The sequence below is a fragment of the Microbacterium sp. FG3 genome (assembly GCF_057809335.1).
In genome coordinates this window covers 1-21,693 of record NZ_JBMDJT010000043.1, presented here as the reverse complement: position 1 = coordinate 21,693, position 21,693 = coordinate 1, and the positions used below count along the sequence as shown (strand labels likewise).

The following is a 21,693-nucleotide window of genomic DNA, read 5'->3' as shown; positions in this document are numbered from 1 at the left end:
GGTCGCTTCATCTTCGTTCGCTGGCGCTCACTTCGTTCAGCAACCGTGGGGTCGCACCCGATCGGTTCCGCGGCGCCTTGCTGACCGGCTGAGCCCATCGGTTGCTGGGCAGGTGCGACGCGTCCGCGGCTGGCAGCGGGGACGGAGGGGGTCCGTGGCCCAGTAGGGGGTGAGGGCCGAAGGCCCGAACCGGGCCCCCGCTGGGCTGCGGACCCCCGCAGTCCCCGCGGAACCGCATCGCGCCGACCCGCACTCGAAGCCCGCCGGCGGATGCGGGAGGGGGGTGGATCGGCTTAGGCTCGGAGCATGGCGCGAGCGGTTCAGTACAGCGAACTGGGTGGTCCCGAGGTCCTGAGCGTGGCGGAGGTCCCCGATCCCGTCGCCGGCCCCGGCCAGGTGACGATCCGGGTCGAGGCGGCCGGGGTGAATCCCATCGACAGCAAGCTGCGGCGCGGCATCCGCCCCTCCGGTCCGCTCACGAAGCCGCGCGGCACGGGGCAGGACGGCGCGGGCCACGTCACGGGCGTGGGCGAGGGCGTCGACGGCTTCCGCGTGGGCGACGCCGTCGTGTTCACCTCCGCCGGCGGCTCCTATGCCACCGACATCGCGATCGATGCCTCGCGCGTCACCTTCCGCCCGCCGGGCGTCTCGGCCGCCCAGGGCGCGGGCGTGCCGATCCCCTGCGGCACGGCCTACCAGGCGCTGCGCTCGCTCGGGGTGCGCGCCGACGACACGCTGCTCATCCACGGCGGGTCCGGATCGGTCGGGCAGGCCGCCATCCAGTTCGCCGTGCTGTGGGGCGCGCGCGTCATCGCGACCACGAGCAGCGAGCGCGCCGACCGCGTCGCCGGGCTCGGGGCCGAGCCGCTCCCCTACGGCGCCGGCCTCGTCGACGCCGTGCGCGGGGCGGCTCCCGACGGCGTCACCGTGATCCTCGACTGCGCGGGCACCGACGAGGCCCTCGCGCAGTCGCTCGAGCTGCTCGACGACCGCTCCCGCATCGCGACGATCGTGGCGGGACCGAAGGCCCCCGACCTCGGCATCCGCGCCTTCAGCGGCGGATCCCCCGAGCCGCTCACCGAGAGCCAGAACGCGCTGCGCGCCGAGGCGATCCCCGTGACGCTCGCCCTCATGGCCGCCGGCCGGTTCAGCATCGAACTCGGCGAGCGCTACCCGCTCGAGCGGGCCGCCGACGCGCAGCGCGCCAGCGAAGAGGGCGCGACGGGCAAGCTCATCGTCGTCCCCTGACCCGCGCGCGCGGGCTCATTGCGCCTGGTCCGGCGCGGGCGTCGGCGCGGGCTCGAATCGCCACACCTCCACGACGTCGCCGTGCAGCTCGAAGCGCACGAAGGTGCCCGACTCGAGGCCGTCGATCTCGGCACTGCCCCAGGTCATCGGGCTCTCGCCCGCCCACACGCTCGCCGTCGGGGTCGCGCCCGGTGGCGCGCAGTCCATCGTCCCCATGCTTCCGCCGATCTGCCCGCTCACCGGATCGAGCACGTCGTACACGACGGAGAGGCAGCTCACGTCGGGCGTCCGCGATGATTCGACCCGCACCCCGTGGTACTCCTCGTGCGCCCGGCCGTCCGTTCCCAGACCGTAGAGCCCGTATCGCACCTCGTCGTCGACGATCCGCAACTCCGCGTCGGGGGCTCCGCCCGCCGCCACGGCGGTGGCGATCGCGGCGGTGACGAGCATGCCGGCCGCCGCGCCGGCGGCGAGGAGCACGGCCGGGCGCGACCAGAACCGCCGCGCCGCCGATGACTCCGCCGGAGCCTCTCCGGGGGTCGTCGCGTCGCCAGGCTCCCTGTCCCTCTCGGCGCCGTCGCTCGCGCGGCGCGGGTCGACCGGCCAGGGCGCCGCGGGCGCGGCGAAAGCGGACGCGGGCGGGCCGGCAGGGTCGGGATCGGGCGCGGGCCGCCTCACCGCATCGGCCGCCACGGGAGCAGCGGCCTCGGACGCCTGCTTCGCACCGCCCGCGGGCGCCGCCACGACGGGGGCGTCGGCCCGCCGCCGCCTCTCCCGCTCCTGCAGCTCCGCCAGCCGGCGGGCGCCCTCGGGATCGATGTCGCCGGCGGGCCCGTAGGCCCGTCGCTGCAGCTCCGCGAGCTCGGCCTCTTCGTCCACGCGCTCATTCAACCGCATGCGGCCATCCCGCGAGCGGCGCGATCCCGTGTCGCCGTATGACGATCCGGTTCCGGCACCGCCCGCGGCATCCCCCAGGATGGAAGCATGAGCGACGCGCTGCCCGAGGGATTCGTCACCGCCCAGCTGGGCGCCGGATACGAGCCGGGCGTCGCGGCGCCGCAGACCGTCGCGGTGCCGATCCACCAGTCGTCGGCGTACCAGTTCGCCTCGCTGCGGCAGGCGCGCGAGCGCTTCGCACTGCGCGAGAAGGGCTTCATCTACAGCCGCAACGCCCATCCCACGCAGGCCGTGCTGGAGCAGCGCGTGGCCGCGCTCGAGGGCGGCGTCGCCGCGGCGGCCACCGGATCGGGGCAGGCGGCCACCGCGGTCGCGACCCTCGCGCTGGCCGGCCGCGGCGGCCACATCGTGGCGGCCGATCAGCTCTACGGCGGCACGGTCGACCTCTTCCACGACACCTTCGCCGACCTCGGGATCGAGGTCACGTTCGTGGATCAGGACGACCTCGACGCGTGGCGCGCGGCCGTGCGCCCGCACACCCGGGCGTTCTTCGCCGAGAGCGTCGCCAACCCCGTCGCGCAGGTGCTCGACATGACCGCCGTCGCCGACATAGCGCACGCCGCCGGCGTGCCCCTCGTGATCGACAACACCGTCGCGACGCCCGCCCTGCTGCGCCCGAAGGAGTTCGGCGCCGACATCGTCGTGCACTCGGCCACGAAGTTCCTCGGCGGGCACGGCACCTCCCTCGGCGGCGTGGTCGTCGATCTCGGCACGTTCGACTTCGGCGCGCAGCCGGAGCGGTGGCCCGCGCTCACCGCGCCGCACGGGCGGTTCGGCGGCGTCTCGCTGTGGGAGGCGTTCGGGCGCGAGGGCGCGTTCACGACCCTCGTGAAGTCCAAGTACATCGCCGACCTCGGGCCGGCGCTGTCGCCGTTCAACGCCTTCCAGATCCTCGAGGGCGTCGAGACGCTCAATCTCCGCGTGGACCGCCACGCCGCCTCGGGCCTCGAGGTGGCGCGGTTCCTCGCCGATCACCCGGCCGTCGCCGCCGTGCACCACCCGGGGCTGGAGGCCAGCCCGTGGCACGCGCTCGCGGCGCGGTACCTGCCGCGCGGCGTGCCGTCGGTGTTCGCGTTCGAGCTGGAGCGCACGGGCGACGACGAGGCCGACTACGCGCGCGTCGAGACGGTCGTCGACGCGCTGCGGCTCGTGCGGCTCGTGGCGAACATCGGCGACGCGCGCTCGCTGGCGTGTCACCCGGCCACCATGACGCACAACCACCTCACGCGCGACCAGCTCGCGGCGGCCGGCATCTCGTACGCCACGATCCGGCTCTCCATCGGCCTCGAGGATCCGGCCGCCCTCATCGCCGACCTCGCCCAGGCCCTCGACCGGCTCTGACGGCCCGCGCCCTGCTCTCGACCCAGCGCCGACCGCGTAGGCTCGGGGACATGACAGGACTTCGCTGGGGAATCCTCGCAACGGGCCGCATCTCGGGGGTGTTCGCGGGCGATCTGCGCATCTCGGGGCGGGATCTGCGCGCCGTCGGCTCGCGCTCCGCGGCCAGCGCCGAGGCGTTCGCCCGGGAGTACGACATCCCCCGCGCCCACGCCTCCTACGAGGCGCTCGTGGCCGACCCCGACATCGACATCGTCTACATCGGCACGCCGCACCCCATGCACTACGCCGCGGCGCGGCTCGCGCTCGAGCACGGCAAGCACGCGCTCGTCGAGAAGGCCTTCACGGTGAACCAGGCCGAGGCCGCCGCCCTGCGCGACCTGGCCGCCGAGAAGGGCCTGCTCGTCATGGAGGCGATGTGGACGCGGTGGCTGCCCCACATGGTGCGCATCCGCGAGCTCGTCGCCTCCGGCGCCCTCGGCGAGATCCGCGCGATGCACGCCGACCACACCCAGAAGCTGCCGAGCGACCCCGCCCACCGCCTGAACGCGCTCGCGCTCGGCGGCGGGGCCCTGCTGGACCTCGGGGTCTACCCGATCTCGTTCGTGTGGGATGTGCTGGGCGCGCCCACGAGCATCTCGGCCACGGCCCGCCTGGGCGAGACCGGCGCCGACACCGAGGTGGCGACGATCATGACGCACGCGGGCGGCGCCCTTTCCACCACGCTCTCGTCCTCGCGCGCCGCCGGTCCCACGACCGCGCACATCATCGGCACCGAGGCGCGCATCGACATCGACCGCGCCTTCTACGGGCCCACGTCGTTCCGCCTCACCGGCACCTCCGGCGAGGTGCTCGAGACGTACGAGAGCCGGATCGAGGGGCGCGGCATGCAGTTCGAGGCCCTCGCCGCCGAGCGGCTCGTCGCCGAGGGGAACCTCGCCGGCGACATCCTGCCCATCGACGAGACCGTGGAGATCATGGGCGCCCTCGACGAGATCCGCCGCCAGATCGGCGTCACCTACCCGTCGGAGTCGGCCCTGCCGGCCGACGCCCTCAGCGACCGAACGGAGCCGAAGTGACCGACAGCCGCGTCGCCGTCTACCTGGACTTCGACAACATCGTCATGAGCTGGTACGACCGCGTCCACGGACGCAACTCGTACTCCCGCGACCGCTCGCGGATCGCGGACGACCCGACGGATCCGGAGATCGCCGAGCGCCTGCAGCGCGCCACGATCGACGTCGGCGCCATCATCGACTACGCCGCGTCGTTCGGCACCCTCGTGCTCACCCGCGCGTACGCCGACTGGTCCTCGCCCGTGAACGCCGAGTACCGGCAGCAGCTCGTGGCCCGCGCGGTCGACCTCGTGCAGCTGTTCCCCGCCGCGGCCTACGCCAAGAACGGCGCCGACATCCGCCTCGCGGTCGACACCGTGGAGGACATGTTCCGCCTGCCCGACCTCACCCACGTCGTGATCGTGGGCGGCGACAGCGACTACGTCCCCCTCGCCCAGCGCTGCCGCCGGCTCGGCCGCTACGTCGTCGGCGTGGGGGTCGCGGGCTCCACCGCCAAGTCGCTCGCCGCCGCGTGCGACGAGTTCGAGGCGTACGACACGCTGCCCGGCGTCACCGTGCCCGAGAAGCCGAAGGCCGCCAAGGCCGCCGCGCCCGAGAAGGCAGCACCGGCCGACAAGGGCGAGCCGGCGCCGAAGGCGGAGGGCGAGCCCAAGCGCAGCCGCCGGTCCTCGCGCGCCAAGCAGGAGCCGGTCGAGGAGGAGGACACCATGGTGCCCTTCGACGAGATCCCACCCGAGGACCTGCACGCGGCCGCCTCGCGCCTGCTCGAGCGCGCGCTGCGCCTGGGCCGCGACAAGGGCGACGACGCCGAGTGGCTGCACACCTCCGCCGTGAAGCAGCACATGCGCCGGATGGATCCCTCGTTCAGCGAGAAGACGCTCGGCTTCCGCTCGTTCACCGACTTCGTGAAGTCGCGCGAGCAGCTCGCCGAGGTGCAGGAGAGCGGGCACGAGCGCCTCGTGCGCCTGAAGGACTGAGCCGCACTCAGCCCTGGCGGCGGGCGTGGCGGCGCTCAGCGCAGCTGCGCGAAGGCCTCGACGCGGCGGGTCGGCCCGACCGCGAGCACGATGTCGCCCTCGTGCAGCACGGTGGCGCTGTCGGCGTACCGCCACTCCCCCTCGGCGCCGCGCCACGCCGCGATCGTCACGCCGTGGCGGCGGCGCAGGTCGCTGTCGCCGAGCTCGACGCCGTGCAGCTCGGTGGGCGCGGCGGCCTTGACGAGGGCGTAGCCGGCCTCGATCTCGAGGTAGTCCTTCGCGGCGCCGCGCACGAGGTGGGCGACGCGGCGGCCCATGTCGGACTCGGGGTACACGACGTGATGCACGCCGAGCTGCTCGAGGATCCGGCCGTGCTGCTCGTCGATCGCCTTCGCCCAGATCACCGGGCCGTTCAGCTGCAGCAGCAGCGAGGCGCACAGGATCGAGACCTTCAGATCGCCGCTGACCGCGACGACGGCGCGGTCGAACTGGTCGACGGCGAGCTGACGCAGCACCTCCTCCTTCGTGGCGTCGGCGCGGACCACCTGGGTGAGGCGCCCGTTGAGCTCCTGCACCCGGTCCTCATCCGCGTCGATCCCGAGCACCTCGGTGCCCGAGGCCATCAGCTCGAGCGCGACGGACGCGCCGAACCTTCCCAGGCCGATCACCGCGACCGAGTCGGCCTCGGCGATGCGCCTGGCGTTCTCTCCGAACGAGAGGAACGATCCCATCAGTTGTCCTTTCCGCCCGTCAGCCGATGACGGGGCGCTCCTTGGGGAGCTCGTAGGCGATGCGGCGCTCGCGGAGCGCGAGCGCCGAGCCGAGGGTGAGCGGCCCGATGCGGCCGAGGAACATGAGCACGACGAGGATGAGCTGGCCGACCTCCGGCAGGTCCGCCGTGATGCCAGTCGACAGCCCCACCGTCGCGAACGCCGAGACGCACTCGAACAGCACGCGGTCGAGGTCGAAATCGGTCATCGCGAGGATCGCCACCGTCGCCGCCACCACGGCGCCGATCGCCATGAGGACGACCGAGATCGCCTCGCGGTGCACCGAGCGCGCCAGCCGCTTGCCGAAGATGTTCACGGCCGTGCCGCCGCGCAGCTCGGTCCACAGGATGAAGAACAGCACGGCGAAGGTCGTGATCTTGATGCCGCCCGCCGTGCCGGCGGGGCCGCCGCCGATGAACATCAGGATGTCCATCACGAGCCACGTCTCGTCGTGCATCGCGCCGATGTCGACCGAGTTGAACCCCGCCGTGCGCGTCTGCACGGAGTGGTAGAAGCCGGCCAGCACGCGCGTCGCGGGATCCTCGTGCCCCAGGGTGCCGGGGTTCTCCCACTCGATGACGGTGATCGCGAGCGTGCCGAGCGCGAGCAGCACGAGCGTGCCTGGCAGCACGATGCGCGTGTTCATCGACCAGTGCAGCGGGCGCCGCCAGGCGCGCTTCAGCTCGCGCAGCACGGGGAAGCCGATGCCGCCCAGCACGATCGCCGCGCACATGGGCAGCGCGATCCACGGATCGGCCACGAAGCCCATCATGTTGTCGGTGTAGAGCGCGAAGCCGGCGTTGTTGAACGCCGAGACGGCGTGGAAGACGCCGTGCCACACCGACTGCGCCGCGTCGTATCCGTAGGCGAGCGCGAAGCGCAGCGCGAGCACGATCGCGACGACGGCCTCGATCCCGAGGCTCGTCAGGAAGATGCCGCGCGCGAGCCGCCGCACGTCCGGGACGCCGAACGCCTTCGCCTCGGCCGCCGTGTTGAGCCTCGCCCGCACCGACAGCCGCCGCGCGAGCGCGAGGCCGACGAGCGCGGCGAACAGCATGATGCCGAGCCCGCCGAGCTGGATGAGGGCGAGGATGACGAGCTTCCCGAACGGGCTCCAGAACACGGCCGTGTCGACCACGGTGAGGCCCGTGACGCACAGCGCGGAGGTCGCCGTGAAGATCGCCTCGACGAAGGTCGCGCCCGGCCCCACGCTCGAGATCGGCAGCCACAGCAGGGTGGTGCCGACGAGCAGGGCGGCACCGAATCCGGTGACGATCGCCTGCGCGGGTGCGAGGCCGCGGCGGGCGGCTGACCGCGCCCGCGCCATGCGCGCCCCGGCGGGCGCCCGATGAATCACGAACGATGACACTACGCCGATCCGGCGCGCGCGCAAGTCCGCTCCGCCGCGGCGCGCCGGGGCCGCTGTCCTCGGCCCCGGCCCCGCTCATGCCCCGGCGAGCAGGTGCGTCATCCGGTCGGTGAACCCCGGCTCGGTCGCGAGCACGGCGCGGTGGCGCGCGCCGGCGACGGCGGGCCAGTCGTTGTGGATGCCGCGCAGGTCGGCGCTCGTGCGGCCGCGGTTCGGCCCGTCGGTGGTGTCGATCTCGATCGGCACCACCGGGGCGAGCGTCGCGGTGGCCAGGCCGGCGGCGATGCCCACGGCGAGCGCGTCGTGGTTGCCGGCGCAGCGACGCCCCGTCTCGCCGAGGTAGAAGTCGTAGTACGCATCGAGGATCCGGGCGCAGTAGCCCCCGATCGCGCCGCCGGCGGCGAGCGCGCGCAGGTGGTCCTCCTCGAGCATGTCGCGCATCGTCACGTCGAGCCCGACGAAGGTGCACGCCCACCCGGCCTCGACGACGCGCTGGGCCGCCTCCGGGTCGTGCCAGATGTTCGCCTCGGCGGCCGGGGTGATGTTGCCGGGCGCCAGGAAGCTGCCGCCCATGATCGTGACCTCGCGGATCCGCTCGGGCAGCGTCGGATCGGCCGCGAGCGCGTCGGCGAGGTTCGTGAGCGGGCCCACCGCGACGAGGTGCAACTCGCCCGGCCGCTCGTGGCTCAGGCGGATGATGAGCTCGGGGGCCGTCTCGGCGGTGAGCGCGGGCACGAACGACGTGTCGGCCTGGCCGCCCTGGCCGTCCTCCCCGTGCACGTTCGTCGAGAACGACGCCGTGGCGCCGTTCGAGGGCCCCTCGGCGCCGCGCGCCACGGGCACATCCGATCGGCCCGCCATGTTCAGGACGAACGCCGTGTTGCGGGCGGCCGTGTCGACGTCCACGTTGCCCCACGTGGTGGTGCAGGCGACGAGCTCGATCTCGGGCGAGAGCGCGGCGGTGAGGATGGCGAGGGCGTCGTCCACCCCGGTGTCGACGTCGAGGATGATGCTGGTGGTCACCGACCGATCCTAGTTTCCGCGAGCGAAGGCACCGAACCCGCCCCCGTTCGCCGAACCCGCGCCGGATCGGGCGCGGGGTGGCGGATCGAGGGCGGGTTCGCGGAGGGTCAGGCCGCGACCGGGGCGTCGGCCGTGACGAGGAGCTCGCCCGCGACGGCGTCGAGGCGCACGCGGCCGCCGTCCGCCAGGTCGCCCGCCACCAGGAGATCGGCGATCCGGTCGTCCACCTCGCGCTGGATGAGGCGGCGCAGCGGGCGGGCGCCGTACTCGGGCTCGTACCCGTGCTCGGCGAGCCAGTCGATCGCGGCCTCGGAGACCTCGAGCGAGATCTCGCGGGCGCCCAGGCGCGCGCGGGTGGCGCCGAGCAGCAGGTCGACGATGCGCCGCAGCTGCTCGCGGTCGAGCTTGCGGAACAGCACGATCTCGTCGATGCGGTTGAGGAACTCCGGGCGCATCGACTCGCGCAGCCGGCCCATCACCCGGTCGCGCAGGTCCTTCTCGTCGTACTCCGCGCCGCTCGCGGAGAACCCGATGGCGCCGCTGCGCGAGGCCAGGAACTCCGAGCCGAGGTTCGAGGTCATCACGACCACGGTGTTGCGGAAGTCGACCGTGCGTCCCTGGCCGTCGGTCAGGCGGCCGTCGTCGAGCACCTGCAGCAGCAGGTTGAACACGTCGGGGTGCGCTTTCTCGATCTCGTCGAACAGCACGATCGAGTACGGGTTGCGCCGCACGCGCTCGGTGAGCTGGCCCGCCTCGTCGTAGCCGACGTACCCGGGAGGGGCGCCGACGAGGCGCGCGACGGTGTGCCGCTCGCCGAACTCGCTCATGTCGAAGCGGACGATCGCGCCCTCGTCGTCGAACAGGCTCGCCGCGAGGGCCTTCGCCAGCTCGGTCTTGCCGACGCCGGTGGGGCCGAGGAACAGGAACGAGCCGACGGGGCGGCGGGCATCGCCCATGCCGGTGCGGCTGCGGCGCACCGACCGCGCGACCGCGCGCACGGCGTCGTCCTGGCCGATGACGCGCGCGTGCAGCTCGTCCTCCAGGCCGGCCAGGCGCGCCCGCTCGGTCTCGGTGATCCGGCTGGCGGGGATGCCCGTGGCGCGGCTCACGACGGCCGCGATCTCGGGCTCGTCCACGACCGCGCCCGCGGGCGCGCCGCTCGTGGCGGCCTCGTCGAGGCGGCGCTGGACGTCGGCGATCTCGTCGCGCAGGCGTGAGGCCTCCTCGTACCGCTCGGCGGCGACGGCGGCGTTCTTCTCGGACTCGAGCGTGGCGAGCCGCTCCATGAGCGCGGCGGTGTCGACCGGCACGCCCAGGCGCAGCCGCAGTCGGGCGCCCGCCTGGTCGATGAGGTCGATGGCCTTGTCGGGCAGCACGCGCTCCGTGAGGTAGCGGTCGCTCAGCTCCACGGCGGCGCGCAGCGCGTCGTCGGTGTACGTCACACCGTGGTGCTCCTCGTACGCCGGGCGCAGGCCGCGCAGGATCTCGACCGCGTCGGCGATCGACGGCTCACCCACGCGCACCGGCTGGAAGCGGCGCTCCAGCGCGGCGTCCTTCTCGATCGTGCGGTATTCCTTCAGCGTCGTGGCGCCGACGAGGTGCAGCTCGCCGCGCGCGAGGCGCGGCTTGAGGATGTTGCCGGCGTCCATGGCGCCCTCACCGCCGCCGCCCGCGCCGACGAGCGTGTGGATCTCGTCGAGGAACAGGATCAGCTCGCCGCGGTGCTCGGCGACCTCGTCGATCGTCTTGGTGAGGCGCTCCTCGAAGTCGCCGCGGAAGCGCGTGCCGGCGAGCATGCCGGGCAGATCGAGCGCGATGACGCGCTTGCTGCGCAGCTGCTCGGGCACCTCGCCCGCCACGATCGCGCGGGCCAGGCCCTCGACGATGGCGGTCTTGCCCACGCCGGCCTCACCGACGAGCACGGGGTTGTTCTTGGTGCGGCGCGAGAGGATCTCGATGGTCTGCTCGATCTCGTCGGCCCGGCCGATCACGGGGTCGAGCTCCCCGGCCTCGGCGCGCGCGGTCAGGTCGACGCCGTACTTCTCGAGCATCGATCCGCCGCCGGACGGCGCCTCCTCCGGCGCGCCCTGCGGCGAGACGGCCTCGCGGGCGCCCTGCGTGAGCGCCTCGGGCGTCACGCCGGCGCGCGAGAGGATCTGCCCGGCGGGCGAGTCCTGCGCCAGCACGAGCGCGAAGAACACGTGCTCCGGATCGATGTAGGTCGCGCCCGCGGAGCGCGCCACCTGGTACGCGTGGAACATCGCGCGCTGCACGGCGGGGGTGATCACCGCCTCGTCGCTGTGGACGGGGAGGCTCTCCTGCGGCAGGCGCTGCTCCGTCTCGGAGCGCAGCGCGTCGAGTTCGGCGCCGACGCGCGCGACCGCCCGGGCGACCGTGTCGTCGTCGAGGAGCACGCGCAGCACGTGGAGGGCGTCCATCTCCTGCTGGCCGCGGGCGTGCGCGAACGCGGCGGCGCGCTGCAGCAGGCTCTGCGTGCGCGCGCTGAGGAAGCGGCTGAGGTCGATCGACCGCGCCGAGCGGGCGCGCTCACCCTGCAGGTAGCGCGCGAGGAACTCGTCGAACGCGCCGAGACCGTCCTGGGGGAAGTCGGCCATTCCTTGTCTCCTAAAACTTGAGCGGTTCGCCATCAACTTTAGAAGTTGAGTGCGGTTGTATCAAGTTGAACGGCGCCGCATCCCGGCCTATTCCCAGCCCGAATCCATACCTAGATGCGCTAGGTTCGATTACCTAGAGGTACAAGGGATGAACGGAGGCGCGCATGCGCATCGACAAGGACCTCGTGGCGGCCTCCGCCACCCCGCTCGTGCTCGGCATCCTCGCCGACGGCGAGCTGTACGGCTACGCGATCCTGAAGCGCGTGAGCGAGCTGTCGGGCGGCCGGATGGAGTGGACGGACGGCATGCTCTATCCGCTGCTGCACCGGCTCGAGCGGGCGGGCCTGCTGTCCGCCACGTGGGGCACCTCGGAGACGGGGCGTCGCCGCAAGCACTACGCGATCACGGACGCCGGCCGCGCCCTGCTCGAGGAGCGCCGGGCGCAGTGGGAGGTCGTGGCCGACGTCATGCGGAACGTCTGGGAGGCCCGCCCCGCCGGCCCGAACGCGGCAGGCACGACCGCGGGAGCGTGGGCGTGATGGCGCCGCGGGCGGAGGTCGAGGAGCAGATCGCCCAGTGGCGCGGCTACCTGCAGCGGCACCGCGCGATCGCCGCCGCCGATCTGGACGAGCTCGAGGATCACCTGCGCGCGCAGATCGACGACCTCTCCGCGGCGGGACTGGCCGACGACGAGGCCTTCCTCGTCGCGATCCGGCGGATGGGCGGCACCGACGCGATCTCGCGCGAGTTCGCCCGCGAGCACACCGAGCGGATGTGGAAGCAGCTGACGGCGGCCGATGGGCTCGCGGCGGATCGCCGCGAGCCCATCGTCGCGATCGGGCTCGGCGCCGCCGCCGGCCTCACCGTTCTCGCGCTCATCCAGCTGTTCTCCTACGGCGCGCCGCTCGGCGGCGTCGAGGCCAATGCGGCGCTGTTCCGCGTGCTGCCGACCCTGGTGCTCGCGTTCCTCGCGGCGTACTTCGTGTGGAAGCGCCGGCCGGCCCCGCGCACGACCGTGGCGCTGGCCGTCGTGTTCGGCGTGCTCGTCGCGACGCAGGCCCTGATGCCGTTCCCCAGCGCGACGGGGGTCGGGGCGACGGAGCTGCTCACGACCATCCACCTGCCGATCGTCGCGTGGGGGCTCGTGGGCATCGCGTATGCGGCGGGGCGCTGGCGCGACCACGCGGCGCGGATGGATTTCGTGCGGTTCACGGGCGAGTTCGCCGTGTACTTCGTGCTGCTCGCCCTCGGCGGCGGCGTGCTGATCGGCCTCACGAGCGCCGTGCTCTCGCTGACCGGCACGGACACGACCGTCGCGATCGGCGCGATCCCGCGGGTGTGCGTGCCGGGTGCCGTGCTCGTGGCCGCGTGGCTCGTCGAGGCGAAGCAGAACGTGATCGAGAACATCGTGCCCGTGCTCACGCGCGTGTTCACGCCGATCGTCACGCTCGCGCTGCTGTGGATGCTCGCCGCCCTCGCCACGGCGGGCTCGCTCGCCCTCGTCGACCGGGAGCTGCTGATCCTCATGGACGGCGTGCTCATCCTCGTGCTCGCACTGACCCTCTACACGATCTCCGCGCGCGAGGCGCTCGCGCCGGCCGGGCCGTTCGACGCTCTGCAGCTGGGCATGCTCGTCATCGCGATCGCGGTCGACCTCGTCGCGCTGACGGCCATGATCACCCGGATCGCGGAGTTCGGCGTGAGCGCCAACAAGACCGCTGCGCTCGGGCTCAACCTGCTGCTGCTCGTGCACCTGGCCGGGCAGGCGTGGCTCACGCTGCGCTTCCTGCGCCACCGGGAGGGGTTCGCGGCGCTGGAGCGCTGGCAGACCTCGTTCCTGCCGCTCTACCCGGCGTGGGCGGCCGTGGTCGCCCTCGCGTTCCCGTTCCTGTTCGCCTTCGCGTGAGCCGTTCCTAGACTGACCCCATGCGGGAGTTCTGGCGGGGCGTGGCGACGCTGGGCCGCGGCTTCGCCTGGTGGCGGGCGCGACCGGGGCTGATGGCCACCGGGCTCGTGCCCGCCGCCGTCGTGGCGGTGGTGTTCTCGGCCGCCCTCCTGGCGCTCGGCTTCGCGCTGCCGGGCCTCGTGGAGTGGATGACGCCCTTCGCCGCGGGCTGGGATGCGTTCTGGGCGGGCGCGCTGCGCGTCCTCGTCGCGCTCGCGGTGCTCGCCGGCGCGATCGCGCTCGCCATCGCGACGTTCACCGCCGTCGTGCTGCTCGTGGGCGAGCCCGCGTACCAGCGGATCTGGTCCTCCGTCGAGCGCGACACCGGCGGCGGCGTCCCCGAGTCCCGCTACTCGCTGTGGCGCGCGGCGGGAGACGCGGTCTCGCTCGTGGCCCGCGGCGCCGGCATCGCGCTGCTGACGCTGCTGCTCGGCCTCATCCCGGTCGCGGGCACGGCGCTCGCGGCCGTGCTCGGCGTCGGCCTCACCGGCTGGACGCTGGCCGACGAGCTCACGCAGCGCGGACTGACGGCGCGCGGCATCGGCGCGGCCGGCCGCCGTCGCCTGCGGCGCGGATCCCGCGGGCGGATGCTCGGTTTCGGCGTCGCGACGCAGCTGTGCTTCCTCGTGCCCGGCGGCGCGATCGCCGTGATGCCCGCGGCCGTGGCGGGTGCCGCGTTGCTGGCGCGCGAGCTGGCAGAGGGGGCTAGCGTCCCGCCTCGGGAGCGGCGGCCTTCGCCGCCCGCGCGATGAGCACGAGCCCGATCACCGCGGGCACGGCCAAGACGAGCGCGACGAGCGGATGGGCGTACTGACCGGTGAGCGCCCCCAGCGCCACCGCGAGCACGAGCAGCTGCGTCACGATGCCGCCGGATCGGCCCCAGGACCGGTCGGTGAGCACCGCGTAGGCGAACGCTCCGACGCCGCCCGCAGCCACGATCGTGAAGACCAGGAGCGCGATCGCCGTCGGCAGCGACGCCGTGTCGCCACCGAGCATCGCGACCACCTGCCAGCCCGCCAGCACCAGCAGGGCGAGGGCCTCCAGCGCGAGCAGCGCGGCCGCCAGGCGCGCGGGAACGGGGGTGCCGGAGGGGGTCGTCATGGGCGTTCCGATTCTTGATCCATTCAGAAACCGTTGACTCACGTCTCCATCTGTAAGAGACTTGTTAACGGTATGTTTCCCCACAACGTGGTGGGAGCGAGCAGCGCTCGCGGCATATCCCAGCGTAGTGCTCACCCGAACAGCCGCTGGAATCGCATCTGTTTTCCCACCACATCTAGGAGCACCACCATGGACTGGCGCGACAAGGCCGCCTGCCTCACCGTCGACCCCGAGCTCTTCTTCCCCGTCGGGAACACCGGGCCGGCCATCGACCAGATCGAGAAGGCGAAGTCCGTCTGCGCCCGCTGCACCGTCACCGAGGTGTGCCTGCAGTACGCCCTCGAGACCGGCCAGGACTCGGGCGTGTGGGGCGGCCTCAGCGAGGACGAGCGCCGCGCCCTGAAGCGCCGCGCCGCCCGCGCCCGCCGCGCCAGCTGACACCGCGGCACACCCGCGCGATCACGGCCCCTGTCGCCGGGGGCCGTTTTTCGCGCCCGGCGTCAGCGCCCGATCCAGCGCAGCGGGATGTCGACGATCACGTCGGTGCCTCCCCCGTCGGGTGAGGTCCAGTCGATCGAGCCGCCCAGCTCGCCCTGGATGAGCGTCCGAACGATCTGCGTGCCCAGTCCCCTGCCCACCTGACCGGCCGGCAGGCCAGCGCCGGTGTCGCGCACCCGCACCTCGAGGCGCTCCTCGCTGCGGTCCGCGCTGATCTCCACGTCGCCGTCCGAGTCCTTCAGACCGTGCTCGACCGCGTTGGTGACGATCTCGGTGAGCGCGAGCGCCAGCGGCGTCGCGTACTTGCTCGGCAGCACCCCGAACTCGCCGCTGCGGTGCGTGCGCGCGAGCGTGTTCGGCGCCGCGGCCACCTCCGCCACCAGGCGCAGCACGCGATCGAACACCACGTCGAAGTCGACGTTCTGGCTCAGACCCTCCGAGAGGGTGTCGTGCACGACGGCAATCGACGCCACGCGGCGCATCGCCTGCCCCAGCGCGTCGCGCGCCTCGTCGGACGGCGTGCGGCGGGCCTGGATCCGCAGCAGCGAGGCCACCGTCTGCAGGTTGTTCTTGACGCGGTGATGGATCTCGCGAATCGTGGCGTCCTTCGTCAGGATCTCCTGCTCCTGGTTGCGCAGCTCCGTCACGTCGCGCGAGAGCACGATGGCGCCGGTGCGCCTGCCGTTCTCGCTGAGCGGGATGGTGCGCAGCGCCACGGCCACGCCGCGCGCGTGGATGTCGGTGCGCCACGGGGCGCGACCCGACGCCACGACCGGCAGCGACTCGTCGGCGTCGATCGAGGCGTCGGAGAGCGCCGCCGTGACCTCGGCGAGCGACTCGCCCTCGAGCTCGTCGCCGAAGCCGAGGCGGGTGAACGCCGAGAGCGCGTTGGGGCTCGCGAACGTGACGACGCCGTCGGCGTCGAGCCGGATCAGCCCGTCGTTCGCGCGCGGCGCGCCCCGCCTCGCGCCCGTCGGGGCGTCGGCATCGGGGAAGCCGCCGGTGGCGATCATCGCGAAGATCTCGTCGGCGCACTCGTTGAACGTCAGCTGCTGCCGCGACGGCGCGCGCAGCTCGCCGAGGTTGCTGTGGCGCGTGAGCACGCCGAGCACGCGCCCGCCGTCCTCGTCGCGGCGCACGACCGGGACCGCGCGCACGCGCGTGGGGGTCTCCTCGAACCACTCCGGCGACGACGAGTCGACGATGCTCTGCGTCGTGACGGCCTCGCGCACCTGGCTCAGCCACTGCGGGCGCACGCGCTCCCCCACGATGTCGCGGTAGAACAGCGTCGCCGCCCCGCTGGGGCGCACGTGGGCCACGGCGAGATACGAGTCGTCGGCCGTCGGCGCCCACAGCACGATGTCGGCGAAGGACAGATCGGCCAGCAGCTGGCCGTCGGCCGCCACCTTGTGGAGCCATTCGATGTCCGATTCGCTCTGGATGCCCTGGGCCGAGACGAGATCGCTGAGGGTCGACACCGCTTCAGTCTAGGCGGGCCGCCGCCGCTTCCCGGGGCGCAGTCGCCGGCGAGAGACGCCGGTCGCGTCGCTCAGGCCGCCCGGCGCCGCAGCGCGCGCCGACCCGGCCTCGCCTCGTCGGGAGCGTGCCGCGCCGCCGCGGTCGGCGCCTCGATCCGCTCGGCCACGCGCCGCACCGCCTGAGCCAGCGACGAGCGCGGCGCGACCTCGCCCACCGGCCTCGCGGCCAGCAGCGCGGCGTCGGCGGCGCGCCCGTCATGCGGGACGAACGAGACCTCGCCGAGGCCGGCGAAGCGCTCCAGCGTGCGGCGCACCTGCCCGCGGGCGTCGACGCCGAGGGCGCCCGTGCGCAGCCGGTTCACGACCACGTGCACGGGCGTGGGCCCGACGAGCGCGCGCAGCTCGGCGTGCGCGCGGATGAACCGGCCGATGCCGACCGGATCGGCCGACGCGACGGCGACGATCCGATCCGCGCGCTCGAGCGCCGTGAGCGTGGCGGCGTTGCGGCGCGGGCCCTCGAGGTCGCTCACGATCTCCTCGTCGCGCTCCAGCGGCGCCGCGACATCGACGACGGTGTGGGCGGACCAGCCGCGGCACGCGTCCAGCACCGCGCCGAGGCGCGCGCCCGACAGCTCCGGCCACCGCGAGGGGCGGTTGAGGCCGGTCAGCACGTCGACGTGGGCCGCCGTGCCGCCGATGGGCACGCTGATGCGGCTGAGCTCCGGCGGGTCGATCCCCTCAGCGGCCCGTCGACACGCGGCGGCGACGCCGGGGCTCTCCTCCGGCAGGCCCAGTGCCACGGCGATCGCGGGCGCGTGCGTGTCGGCGTCGACCAGCGCCGCCCGCCGGTCGCGCGTGCCCAGCGCCACGGCCAGCTCGATGGCGAGGGCGGTGCGGCCCGGCGCCCCGTGCGGTCCCCACACCGCGGTCACGGTGCCGCCCGTGCCGGATGCGCCGTGCCCGATGCCGCCGCGCGCCGCCGCCACGATCGCGTCGCCGCGGGACTCGATCGGGAGGGGTTCGGCCAGGCCGAACGCGCGCGCCAGCCGCGCATCGGCGCCGCGCCCGGCGAGGGCCACGATCCGCACGGCGTGCCGGTCGCACGCGCGCACGAGGTCGGGGGTGAGCGCGGCGCGATCGAGCGCCACCGCCAGCAGGTCGGAGCCCGCGAGCGCCTCGTGCAGCCGCGAGTGCTCGTCCGCGGCCTCCCGTGCCACGAGCGCCACGGGCACCCCGAGCGCCTCGTGCCCTCCGCGCCGCAGCTCGGCGGCGATGCGCGCGCCGTGCGGCTCCTCGAGCGCGACGACGACCCTCATCCGCCGCTCCCCGTCGGCACGACCGACAGCGCGGAACCCGCCGCCACCGCGGCGAGCACATCGGCGACATCGGAGCGATCGACGACGAGCTCCACGCTCGTCTCGCCCGTCGCCATCACGGCCTCCGCGCGCACCACGGCGGCGACGGTGGCGTCGGCGACGAGCACGCGCGGCGCGTCGAAGCCGTCGTCGGTGGCCGGCGCCTCCCACAGCTCGACGGCGGTGCCCGCGGTCACCGCGCCGGGCACCTCGGCGGCGCTGCGGACGACGACGGTCGTCACGGTCGCCGACGATCCCACCGCCTCGATCGGCACGAGCTCGCCCGCGCCGATCGTGCGCGCCGCCACGAGCCCGTCCCCCAGCTCGTCGGGCGTCAGGTAGAGGCCGTCGGCCTGGCCGAGGCCGACGTCCACGACGCGCAGGTCGGCGGCCGTCACGGCCTGGCCCGGGACGATCGTGGACGACGCGGCGAGCACGGGCACGGTGTGCCGCGAGGCGGCCACCACGCCCCAGACGCCCGCCACCGATGCGGCGATGAGCGCGACGCCCACGAAGAATCGGGCGTCGCTCCAGAAGGCGCGCTTGCGGATCATGGCGTTCATGGTGCCAGGAGCGATCCCGAGCGCGTCGAAGTTATCCACAGACCCGTGCAGTACATGCCCCGACCCGGGTAGAGACGGATAATGGCCTCATGGCGGAACCCGGTCTCGGCGACGCACCTGTGGCCCGCCATCTGGCACCGGCCCAGGTGGCGGAGCTGCTCGCGCTCGATGTCGACGCGGTCATGTCGCTGGTCCACGAGGGCCGGCTGAGCGGGGCGCGCCTCGGGGCACCGGCCGTGTGGCGCATCGAGCAGGCGAGCGTCGAGGCGTACCTCGACGAGCAGGCCGAGGAGGCCCGCCGGATCGCGCTGTGGCACGAGTCGCAGATCGCGAGCTTCCCCGAGGTGTGGGGCGCCCGCGGTCCGCGGCCCTGACGTCCTCACGTCAGCACGGAGCCGGCGTCGGCGTCGGCGCGGAGCCATGCGAGCGCCGCGAGGGGGACGATCCGGAAGCCCGCGACGTCGGCCGCGCGCCGCGGCGCGTCGAGGGCGTGCAGCGCGAGGTCCAGGTGGTCGGCGCCGACCCGGTCGAGGGTCCCGGTCGCCGTCCGGCCTCCCGACAGGCCGAGCGTCACGGGCACCCGCCGGCGGGCGAGATCCCGCAGCGCGAAGCCGAGCGTGACGCGCGCGGCCAGCCGATCCGCCTCCGCGAGCGCCCGCGCGCTGCGCAGCAGCTCGGGCTCCGGCACCCCGAGCAGGCGCACGGCGGCGAGCGGCACGATCAGCACCCCCGCCGTCTCCGGGCGGGCGGCGATCCAGTCCGCCCCGACGGCCGCGATCGCGGCGTCGTGCCGCGAGCCGTCGGCCAGCTCGAACGCGACGGGACCCGCGCCCACGAGGCCGCGCAGGCGGTCCCGCAGCGCCAGCCCGGCGATGCGCAGCCGCTCGGACTCGGAGTCCAGCGCCGCGCGCTCGGCGTCCCACTCCGCCGCGAGCTGATCCTCGAGGTCCTGGAAGAACCGTTCCCATCGCACGCGACGACGGTAGGGGATCCGGCACCGCCGCGCCCTCCGTTCTCCACAGCCTGCTTCCTGCACAGGCATCTATGCCTCGTGCCCGCTGCGCGAGGACCGTGCTGAACTGCTGGCCATCTGACCGGAGCAGGCGGCGGACACCGAGGGGAGGCGCCATGTCGATGCCGATGACGTCGCGGAGCGAGCGACGCCGCGCCCGCAGCGCGCTCGATGTGAGCGAGCTGTTCGCCCCGCAGCGCACGCCCACCGCGGAGCTGCCCGATCCGACGCCCCTGCTCGACGGGCTGGCGCGCGGTGTGCTCGAGGTCCTCGCCGGCGTGCGCGACGTCGATCAGCTCGCGCGGTGGCTGGCCGAGGAGCCGTACCGCTCGCTGCTCACGCGCGCCAACCTCGCCAAGCGCGCCCGCAGCGCGCGGCAGCAGCCGGCCAAGCACCCCGCCTACGCCATCCGGTCGGTGCGCTGGTCGTCGCCGTCCGAGGGCGCCGTCGAGGGCGTCGTGATCGTCGCCGCCCCCGCCCGCACGCGCGCCGTCGCCGTACGGCTGGAGGGCATGGACCGGCGCTGGCGCGCGACGTCGCTCGCGATCCTCTGATCCGCGAGACAGCAACCGCGCGCCGAGACCGTGGCGTCACGCCGCTGTCTCGGCGCGGGAATGCTGTCTCGCGGGTTTCCGGCGATGCGCCTCAGGACGCGGCGGACGGTGGCGCGTCGTCGGTCTGCCGGGCGAGGCGGTCCTCCAGCTCATCGACCCGGCGCCGCAGCTCGAGGATCTTGCGGACTCCGGGCAGGGTCACGCCCTCCTCCCCCAGCGCGAGCACCTCGCGGAGCCGCTCGATCTCGTCGGCCGAGTAGCGGCGCTGGTTGCCCCGCGAGCGATCCGGCTGCACGATCTCGAGCGCATCCAGCCGGCGCAGCTGCGCGGCAGGCACACCCAGCAGGGTGGCCACCTGCCCGATGGTGTAGAACGGCTCATCCGAGAGGATGCGGTCCGTCGTCCTGGCGTCGTCGCCCACGGTGCTCCCTCGTCGCTCATCGTCCGGCGCCGCCTCCGTCGCGCCGTTTCTTGCACTTTGCTCGCGGCTATCTTATAACTTCACTTGCAGGTTTGCTTCGCTCCGATTCGGAGGCCGGCCTGCGCGATCCGCGGCGCCGCGCAAGCGGTTCTCGCTGTGCCCGCTGCGGCCGGCCTCCCCACCGCAGGGAGGTTCCATGTCGTTCACGACCACGTCCGCGCTCACGGCACCGACACCCGAGGCCGCCGCCTCGCCGCGCACGTCGCTGCGCATCGGGATGGTGGCCCCGCCCTGGTTCTCGCTGCCGCCCGCCGGCTACGGCGGGACGGAGGCCGTGGTCGCGGGCCTCGTCGACGCGCTGGTCGCACGCGGACACGAGGTCGTGCTCGTGGGCGCGGGCGACAACGGCACGAGCGCGCAGGAGTTCCACGCCGTCTACGACGCTCCGCCCACAGGGCGACTGGGCGAGCCCGTCCCCGAGGCGATCGCCGCCGCCTTCGCGGGCCGCGCGCTCGAGGACGCCGGCGTCGACGTCGTGCACGACAACACGCTGTGCGGGCCGCTGCTGGCGGGCGGCCGCGCGGCTCCCACCGTCGTCACGATGCACGGCCCCGTCGCCGGCGAGAACGGCCGTTACCACGAGCTGCTCGGCCGCAGCGTGTCGGTCGTCGCGATCTCGGACGCGCAGCGCCGCGCCAACCCGCGCATCAACTGGTGCGGCACCGTGCACAACGCGGTCGATGTGGCGTCGTTCCCGATGCGCGAGCGCAAGGACGACCTCGTCCTGTGGATCGGGCGCTTCAGCCCCGACAAGGCCCCGCACCTCGCGATCGACGCGGCACGGGCGGCCGGCCGGCGGATCGTGCTGGCGGGCAAACTCAACGAGCGCGCCGAGCACGCGTACTTCGACGCCGAGGTCCGCCCGCGCCTGGGCGCCGACGCCGAGTACGTCGGCGAGGCCGATGCCGCGCTGAAGCGCGAGCTGTTCGCCGCCGCGCGGGCACTGGTGTTCCCGATCCAGTGGGAGGAGCCGTTCGGCATGGTCATGGTGGAGGCCATGGCGTGCGGAACGCCCGTCGTCGCCACGCGGCGCGGCAGCGTGCCGGAGGTGGTCGCGCACGGACGCACGGGCGTCGTCGTCGATCCGGACGCCGATGCCCGCGAGCTCGCGGCGGCGATCGTCGCGGCCGAGGAGCTGGACCCGTGGGAGTGCCGCCGCCACGCCGAGCGCCGCTTCGACCTCGCCGTGATGGCCGAGGGCTACGAGCGCGTCTACCGCTCCCTGCTCGAGCCGATGGAGCTGTACGAGGACGAGGGCCGCGACACGGCCGGCCTCGTCGCCGCCTGAAACCGGCGAGGAAGCAGCTGCGGGGGGGGGGGGGGGGGGGGGGGG

Annotated in this window: 22 protein-coding genes; 11 read left to right on the top strand and 11 right to left on the bottom strand. The window is 73.9% G+C overall.

Going from position 1 to position 21,693, the window contains the following annotated elements; all coding sequences use genetic code 11:
* Positions 1-306: 306 nt before the first annotated feature.
* Positions 307-1,248 carry a quinone oxidoreductase family protein gene (locus tag ACODR5_RS12055; RefSeq protein WP_488983779.1) on the top strand — a complete coding sequence of 314 codons (942 nt, stop codon included), beginning with the start codon at positions 307-309 and terminating at the stop codon, positions 1,246-1,248.
* 15 nt (positions 1,249-1,263) lie between these two features.
* Here ACODR5_RS12055 and ACODR5_RS12050 read toward each other — a convergent pair whose 3' ends face one another.
* Positions 1,264-2,127, bottom strand: coding sequence for a hypothetical protein (locus tag ACODR5_RS12050; protein ID WP_460816766.1), 864 nt, complete (start codon positions 2,125-2,127; stop codon positions 1,264-1,266).
* Between the two features lie 105 nt (positions 2,128-2,232).
* On the opposite strand from ACODR5_RS12050, the gene ACODR5_RS12045 reads away from it, so the two are divergent.
* Genes ACODR5_RS12045 through ACODR5_RS12035 form a run of 3 tightly spaced genes read left to right on the top strand, consistent with a single transcriptional unit; the run spans position 2,233 to position 5,596 of the window.
* Positions 2,233-3,546: an O-acetylhomoserine aminocarboxypropyltransferase/cysteine synthase family protein gene (locus ACODR5_RS12045; protein ID WP_488983778.1), complete on the top strand. Its 1,314-nt coding sequence runs from the start codon at positions 2,233-2,235 to the stop codon at positions 3,544-3,546.
* 50 nt (positions 3,547-3,596) lie between these two features.
* Complete coding sequence (locus ACODR5_RS12040) at positions 3,597-4,622, top strand: Gfo/Idh/MocA family protein (RefSeq protein WP_488983777.1); 1,026 nt, start codon at positions 3,597-3,599, stop codon at positions 4,620-4,622.
* Positions 4,623-4,666: 44 nt separating this feature from the next.
* Positions 4,667-5,596, top strand: coding sequence for an NYN domain-containing protein (locus ACODR5_RS12035; RefSeq protein ID WP_488983781.1), 930 nt, complete (start codon positions 4,667-4,669; stop codon positions 5,594-5,596).
* A gap of 35 nt (positions 5,597-5,631) precedes the next feature.
* On the opposite strand, the gene ACODR5_RS12030 is transcribed toward ACODR5_RS12035, so the two are convergent.
* The 4 genes from ACODR5_RS12030 to ACODR5_RS12015 form a co-directional block, all read right to left on the bottom strand.
* Positions 5,632-6,327 carry a potassium channel family protein gene (locus ACODR5_RS12030; protein ID WP_488983776.1) on the bottom strand — a complete coding sequence of 232 codons (696 nt, stop codon included), beginning with the start codon at positions 6,325-6,327 and terminating at the stop codon, positions 5,632-5,634.
* A 19-nt stretch (positions 6,328-6,346) separates the two neighbouring features.
* On the bottom strand, positions 6,347-7,693 hold the full coding sequence (locus tag ACODR5_RS12025; protein WP_488983780.1) for a TrkH family potassium uptake protein: 1,347 nt from the start codon (positions 7,691-7,693) through the stop codon (positions 6,347-6,349).
* Between the two features lie 117 nt (positions 7,694-7,810).
* Complete coding sequence (locus ACODR5_RS12020) at positions 7,811-8,758, bottom strand: nucleoside hydrolase (RefSeq protein WP_460816772.1); 948 nt, start codon at positions 8,756-8,758, stop codon at positions 7,811-7,813.
* Positions 8,759-8,865: 107 nt separating this feature from the next.
* On the bottom strand, positions 8,866-11,373 hold the full coding sequence (locus ACODR5_RS12015) for an ATP-dependent Clp protease ATP-binding subunit (RefSeq protein WP_488983775.1): 2,508 nt from the start codon (positions 11,371-11,373) through the stop codon (positions 8,866-8,868).
* Between the two features lie 164 nt (positions 11,374-11,537).
* Here ACODR5_RS12015 and ACODR5_RS12010 point away from each other — a divergent pair, with 164 nt between their 5' ends.
* The 3 genes from ACODR5_RS12010 to ACODR5_RS12000 are packed head-to-tail and all read left to right on the top strand — an operon-like array spanning position 11,538 to position 14,070.
* The gene (locus ACODR5_RS12010) at positions 11,538-11,912 is read left to right on the top strand and encodes a PadR family transcriptional regulator (protein ID WP_460816776.1); all 375 of its coding nucleotides are present in this window, start codon (positions 11,538-11,540) and stop codon (positions 11,910-11,912) included.
* Entirely contained in the window at positions 11,912-13,279 is a 1,368-nt protein-coding gene (locus ACODR5_RS12005; protein WP_488983774.1) for a permease prefix domain 1-containing protein, read from the top strand. Before ACODR5_RS12010 ends, ACODR5_RS12005 begins: the two co-directional genes overlap by 1 nt.
* A 20-nt stretch (positions 13,280-13,299) precedes the next feature.
* Entirely contained in the window at positions 13,300-14,070 is a 771-nt protein-coding gene (locus tag ACODR5_RS12000) for an EI24 domain-containing protein (protein WP_449854452.1), read from the top strand.
* Here the strand turns inward: ACODR5_RS12000 and ACODR5_RS11995 are convergent.
* Entirely contained in the window at positions 14,024-14,419 is a 396-nt protein-coding gene (locus ACODR5_RS11995; protein ID WP_449854453.1) for a histidine kinase, read from the bottom strand. The genes ACODR5_RS12000 and ACODR5_RS11995 overlap by 47 nt on opposite strands.
* 189 nt (positions 14,420-14,608) lie before the next feature.
* On the opposite strand from ACODR5_RS11995, the gene ACODR5_RS11990 reads away from it, so the two are divergent.
* The gene (locus tag ACODR5_RS11990; RefSeq protein WP_067025888.1) at positions 14,609-14,857 is read left to right on the top strand and encodes a WhiB family transcriptional regulator; all 249 of its coding nucleotides are present in this window, start codon (positions 14,609-14,611) and stop codon (positions 14,855-14,857) included.
* A gap of 62 nt (positions 14,858-14,919) precedes the next feature.
* Here ACODR5_RS11990 and ACODR5_RS11985 read toward each other — a convergent pair whose 3' ends face one another.
* The 3 genes from ACODR5_RS11985 to ACODR5_RS11975 form a co-directional block, all read right to left on the bottom strand.
* The gene (locus tag ACODR5_RS11985) at positions 14,920-16,395 is read right to left on the bottom strand and encodes a sensor histidine kinase (protein ID WP_488983773.1); all 1,476 of its coding nucleotides are present in this window, start codon (positions 16,393-16,395) and stop codon (positions 14,920-14,922) included.
* A gap of 71 nt (positions 16,396-16,466) precedes the next feature.
* Positions 16,467-17,711, bottom strand: a complete 1,245-nt coding sequence (locus ACODR5_RS11980; protein WP_488983772.1) for a CpaE/TadZ family protein — start codon at positions 17,709-17,711, stop codon at positions 16,467-16,469.
* The gene (locus tag ACODR5_RS11975; RefSeq protein WP_460816783.1) at positions 17,708-18,352 is read right to left on the bottom strand and encodes an SAF domain-containing protein; all 645 of its coding nucleotides are present in this window, start codon (positions 18,350-18,352) and stop codon (positions 17,708-17,710) included. The genes ACODR5_RS11980 and ACODR5_RS11975 overlap by 4 nt, the downstream gene beginning before the upstream one ends.
* A 50-nt stretch (positions 18,353-18,402) precedes the next feature.
* Between ACODR5_RS11975 and ACODR5_RS11970 the strand changes: the two genes are divergently transcribed.
* Positions 18,403-18,687 carry a helix-turn-helix domain-containing protein gene (locus tag ACODR5_RS11970; protein WP_460816785.1) on the top strand — a complete coding sequence of 95 codons (285 nt, stop codon included), beginning with the start codon at positions 18,403-18,405 and terminating at the stop codon, positions 18,685-18,687.
* Positions 18,688-18,692: 5 nt separating this feature from the next.
* On the opposite strand, the gene ACODR5_RS11965 is transcribed toward ACODR5_RS11970, so the two are convergent.
* Entirely contained in the window at positions 18,693-19,286 is a 594-nt protein-coding gene (locus ACODR5_RS11965; protein ID WP_460816787.1) for a hypothetical protein, read from the bottom strand.
* A gap of 161 nt (positions 19,287-19,447) precedes the next feature.
* Here ACODR5_RS11965 and ACODR5_RS11960 point away from each other — a divergent pair, with 161 nt between their 5' ends.
* Positions 19,448-19,879, top strand: coding sequence for an Rv3235 family protein (locus ACODR5_RS11960; protein ID WP_449854494.1), 432 nt, complete (start codon positions 19,448-19,450; stop codon positions 19,877-19,879).
* A 91-nt stretch (positions 19,880-19,970) separates the two neighbouring features.
* Here ACODR5_RS11960 and ACODR5_RS11955 read toward each other — a convergent pair whose 3' ends face one another.
* Positions 19,971-20,300 (bottom strand): MerR family transcriptional regulator, encoded by a 330-nt coding sequence (locus ACODR5_RS11955; RefSeq protein WP_449854459.1) that lies wholly within the window; start codon positions 20,298-20,300, stop codon positions 19,971-19,973.
* A 196-nt stretch (positions 20,301-20,496) separates the two neighbouring features.
* On the opposite strand from ACODR5_RS11955, the gene ACODR5_RS11950 reads away from it, so the two are divergent.
* Positions 20,497-21,648, top strand: a complete 1,152-nt coding sequence (locus ACODR5_RS11950; RefSeq protein WP_488983771.1) for a glycosyltransferase family 4 protein — start codon at positions 20,497-20,499, stop codon at positions 21,646-21,648.
* Positions 21,649-21,693 lie beyond the last annotated feature (45 nt).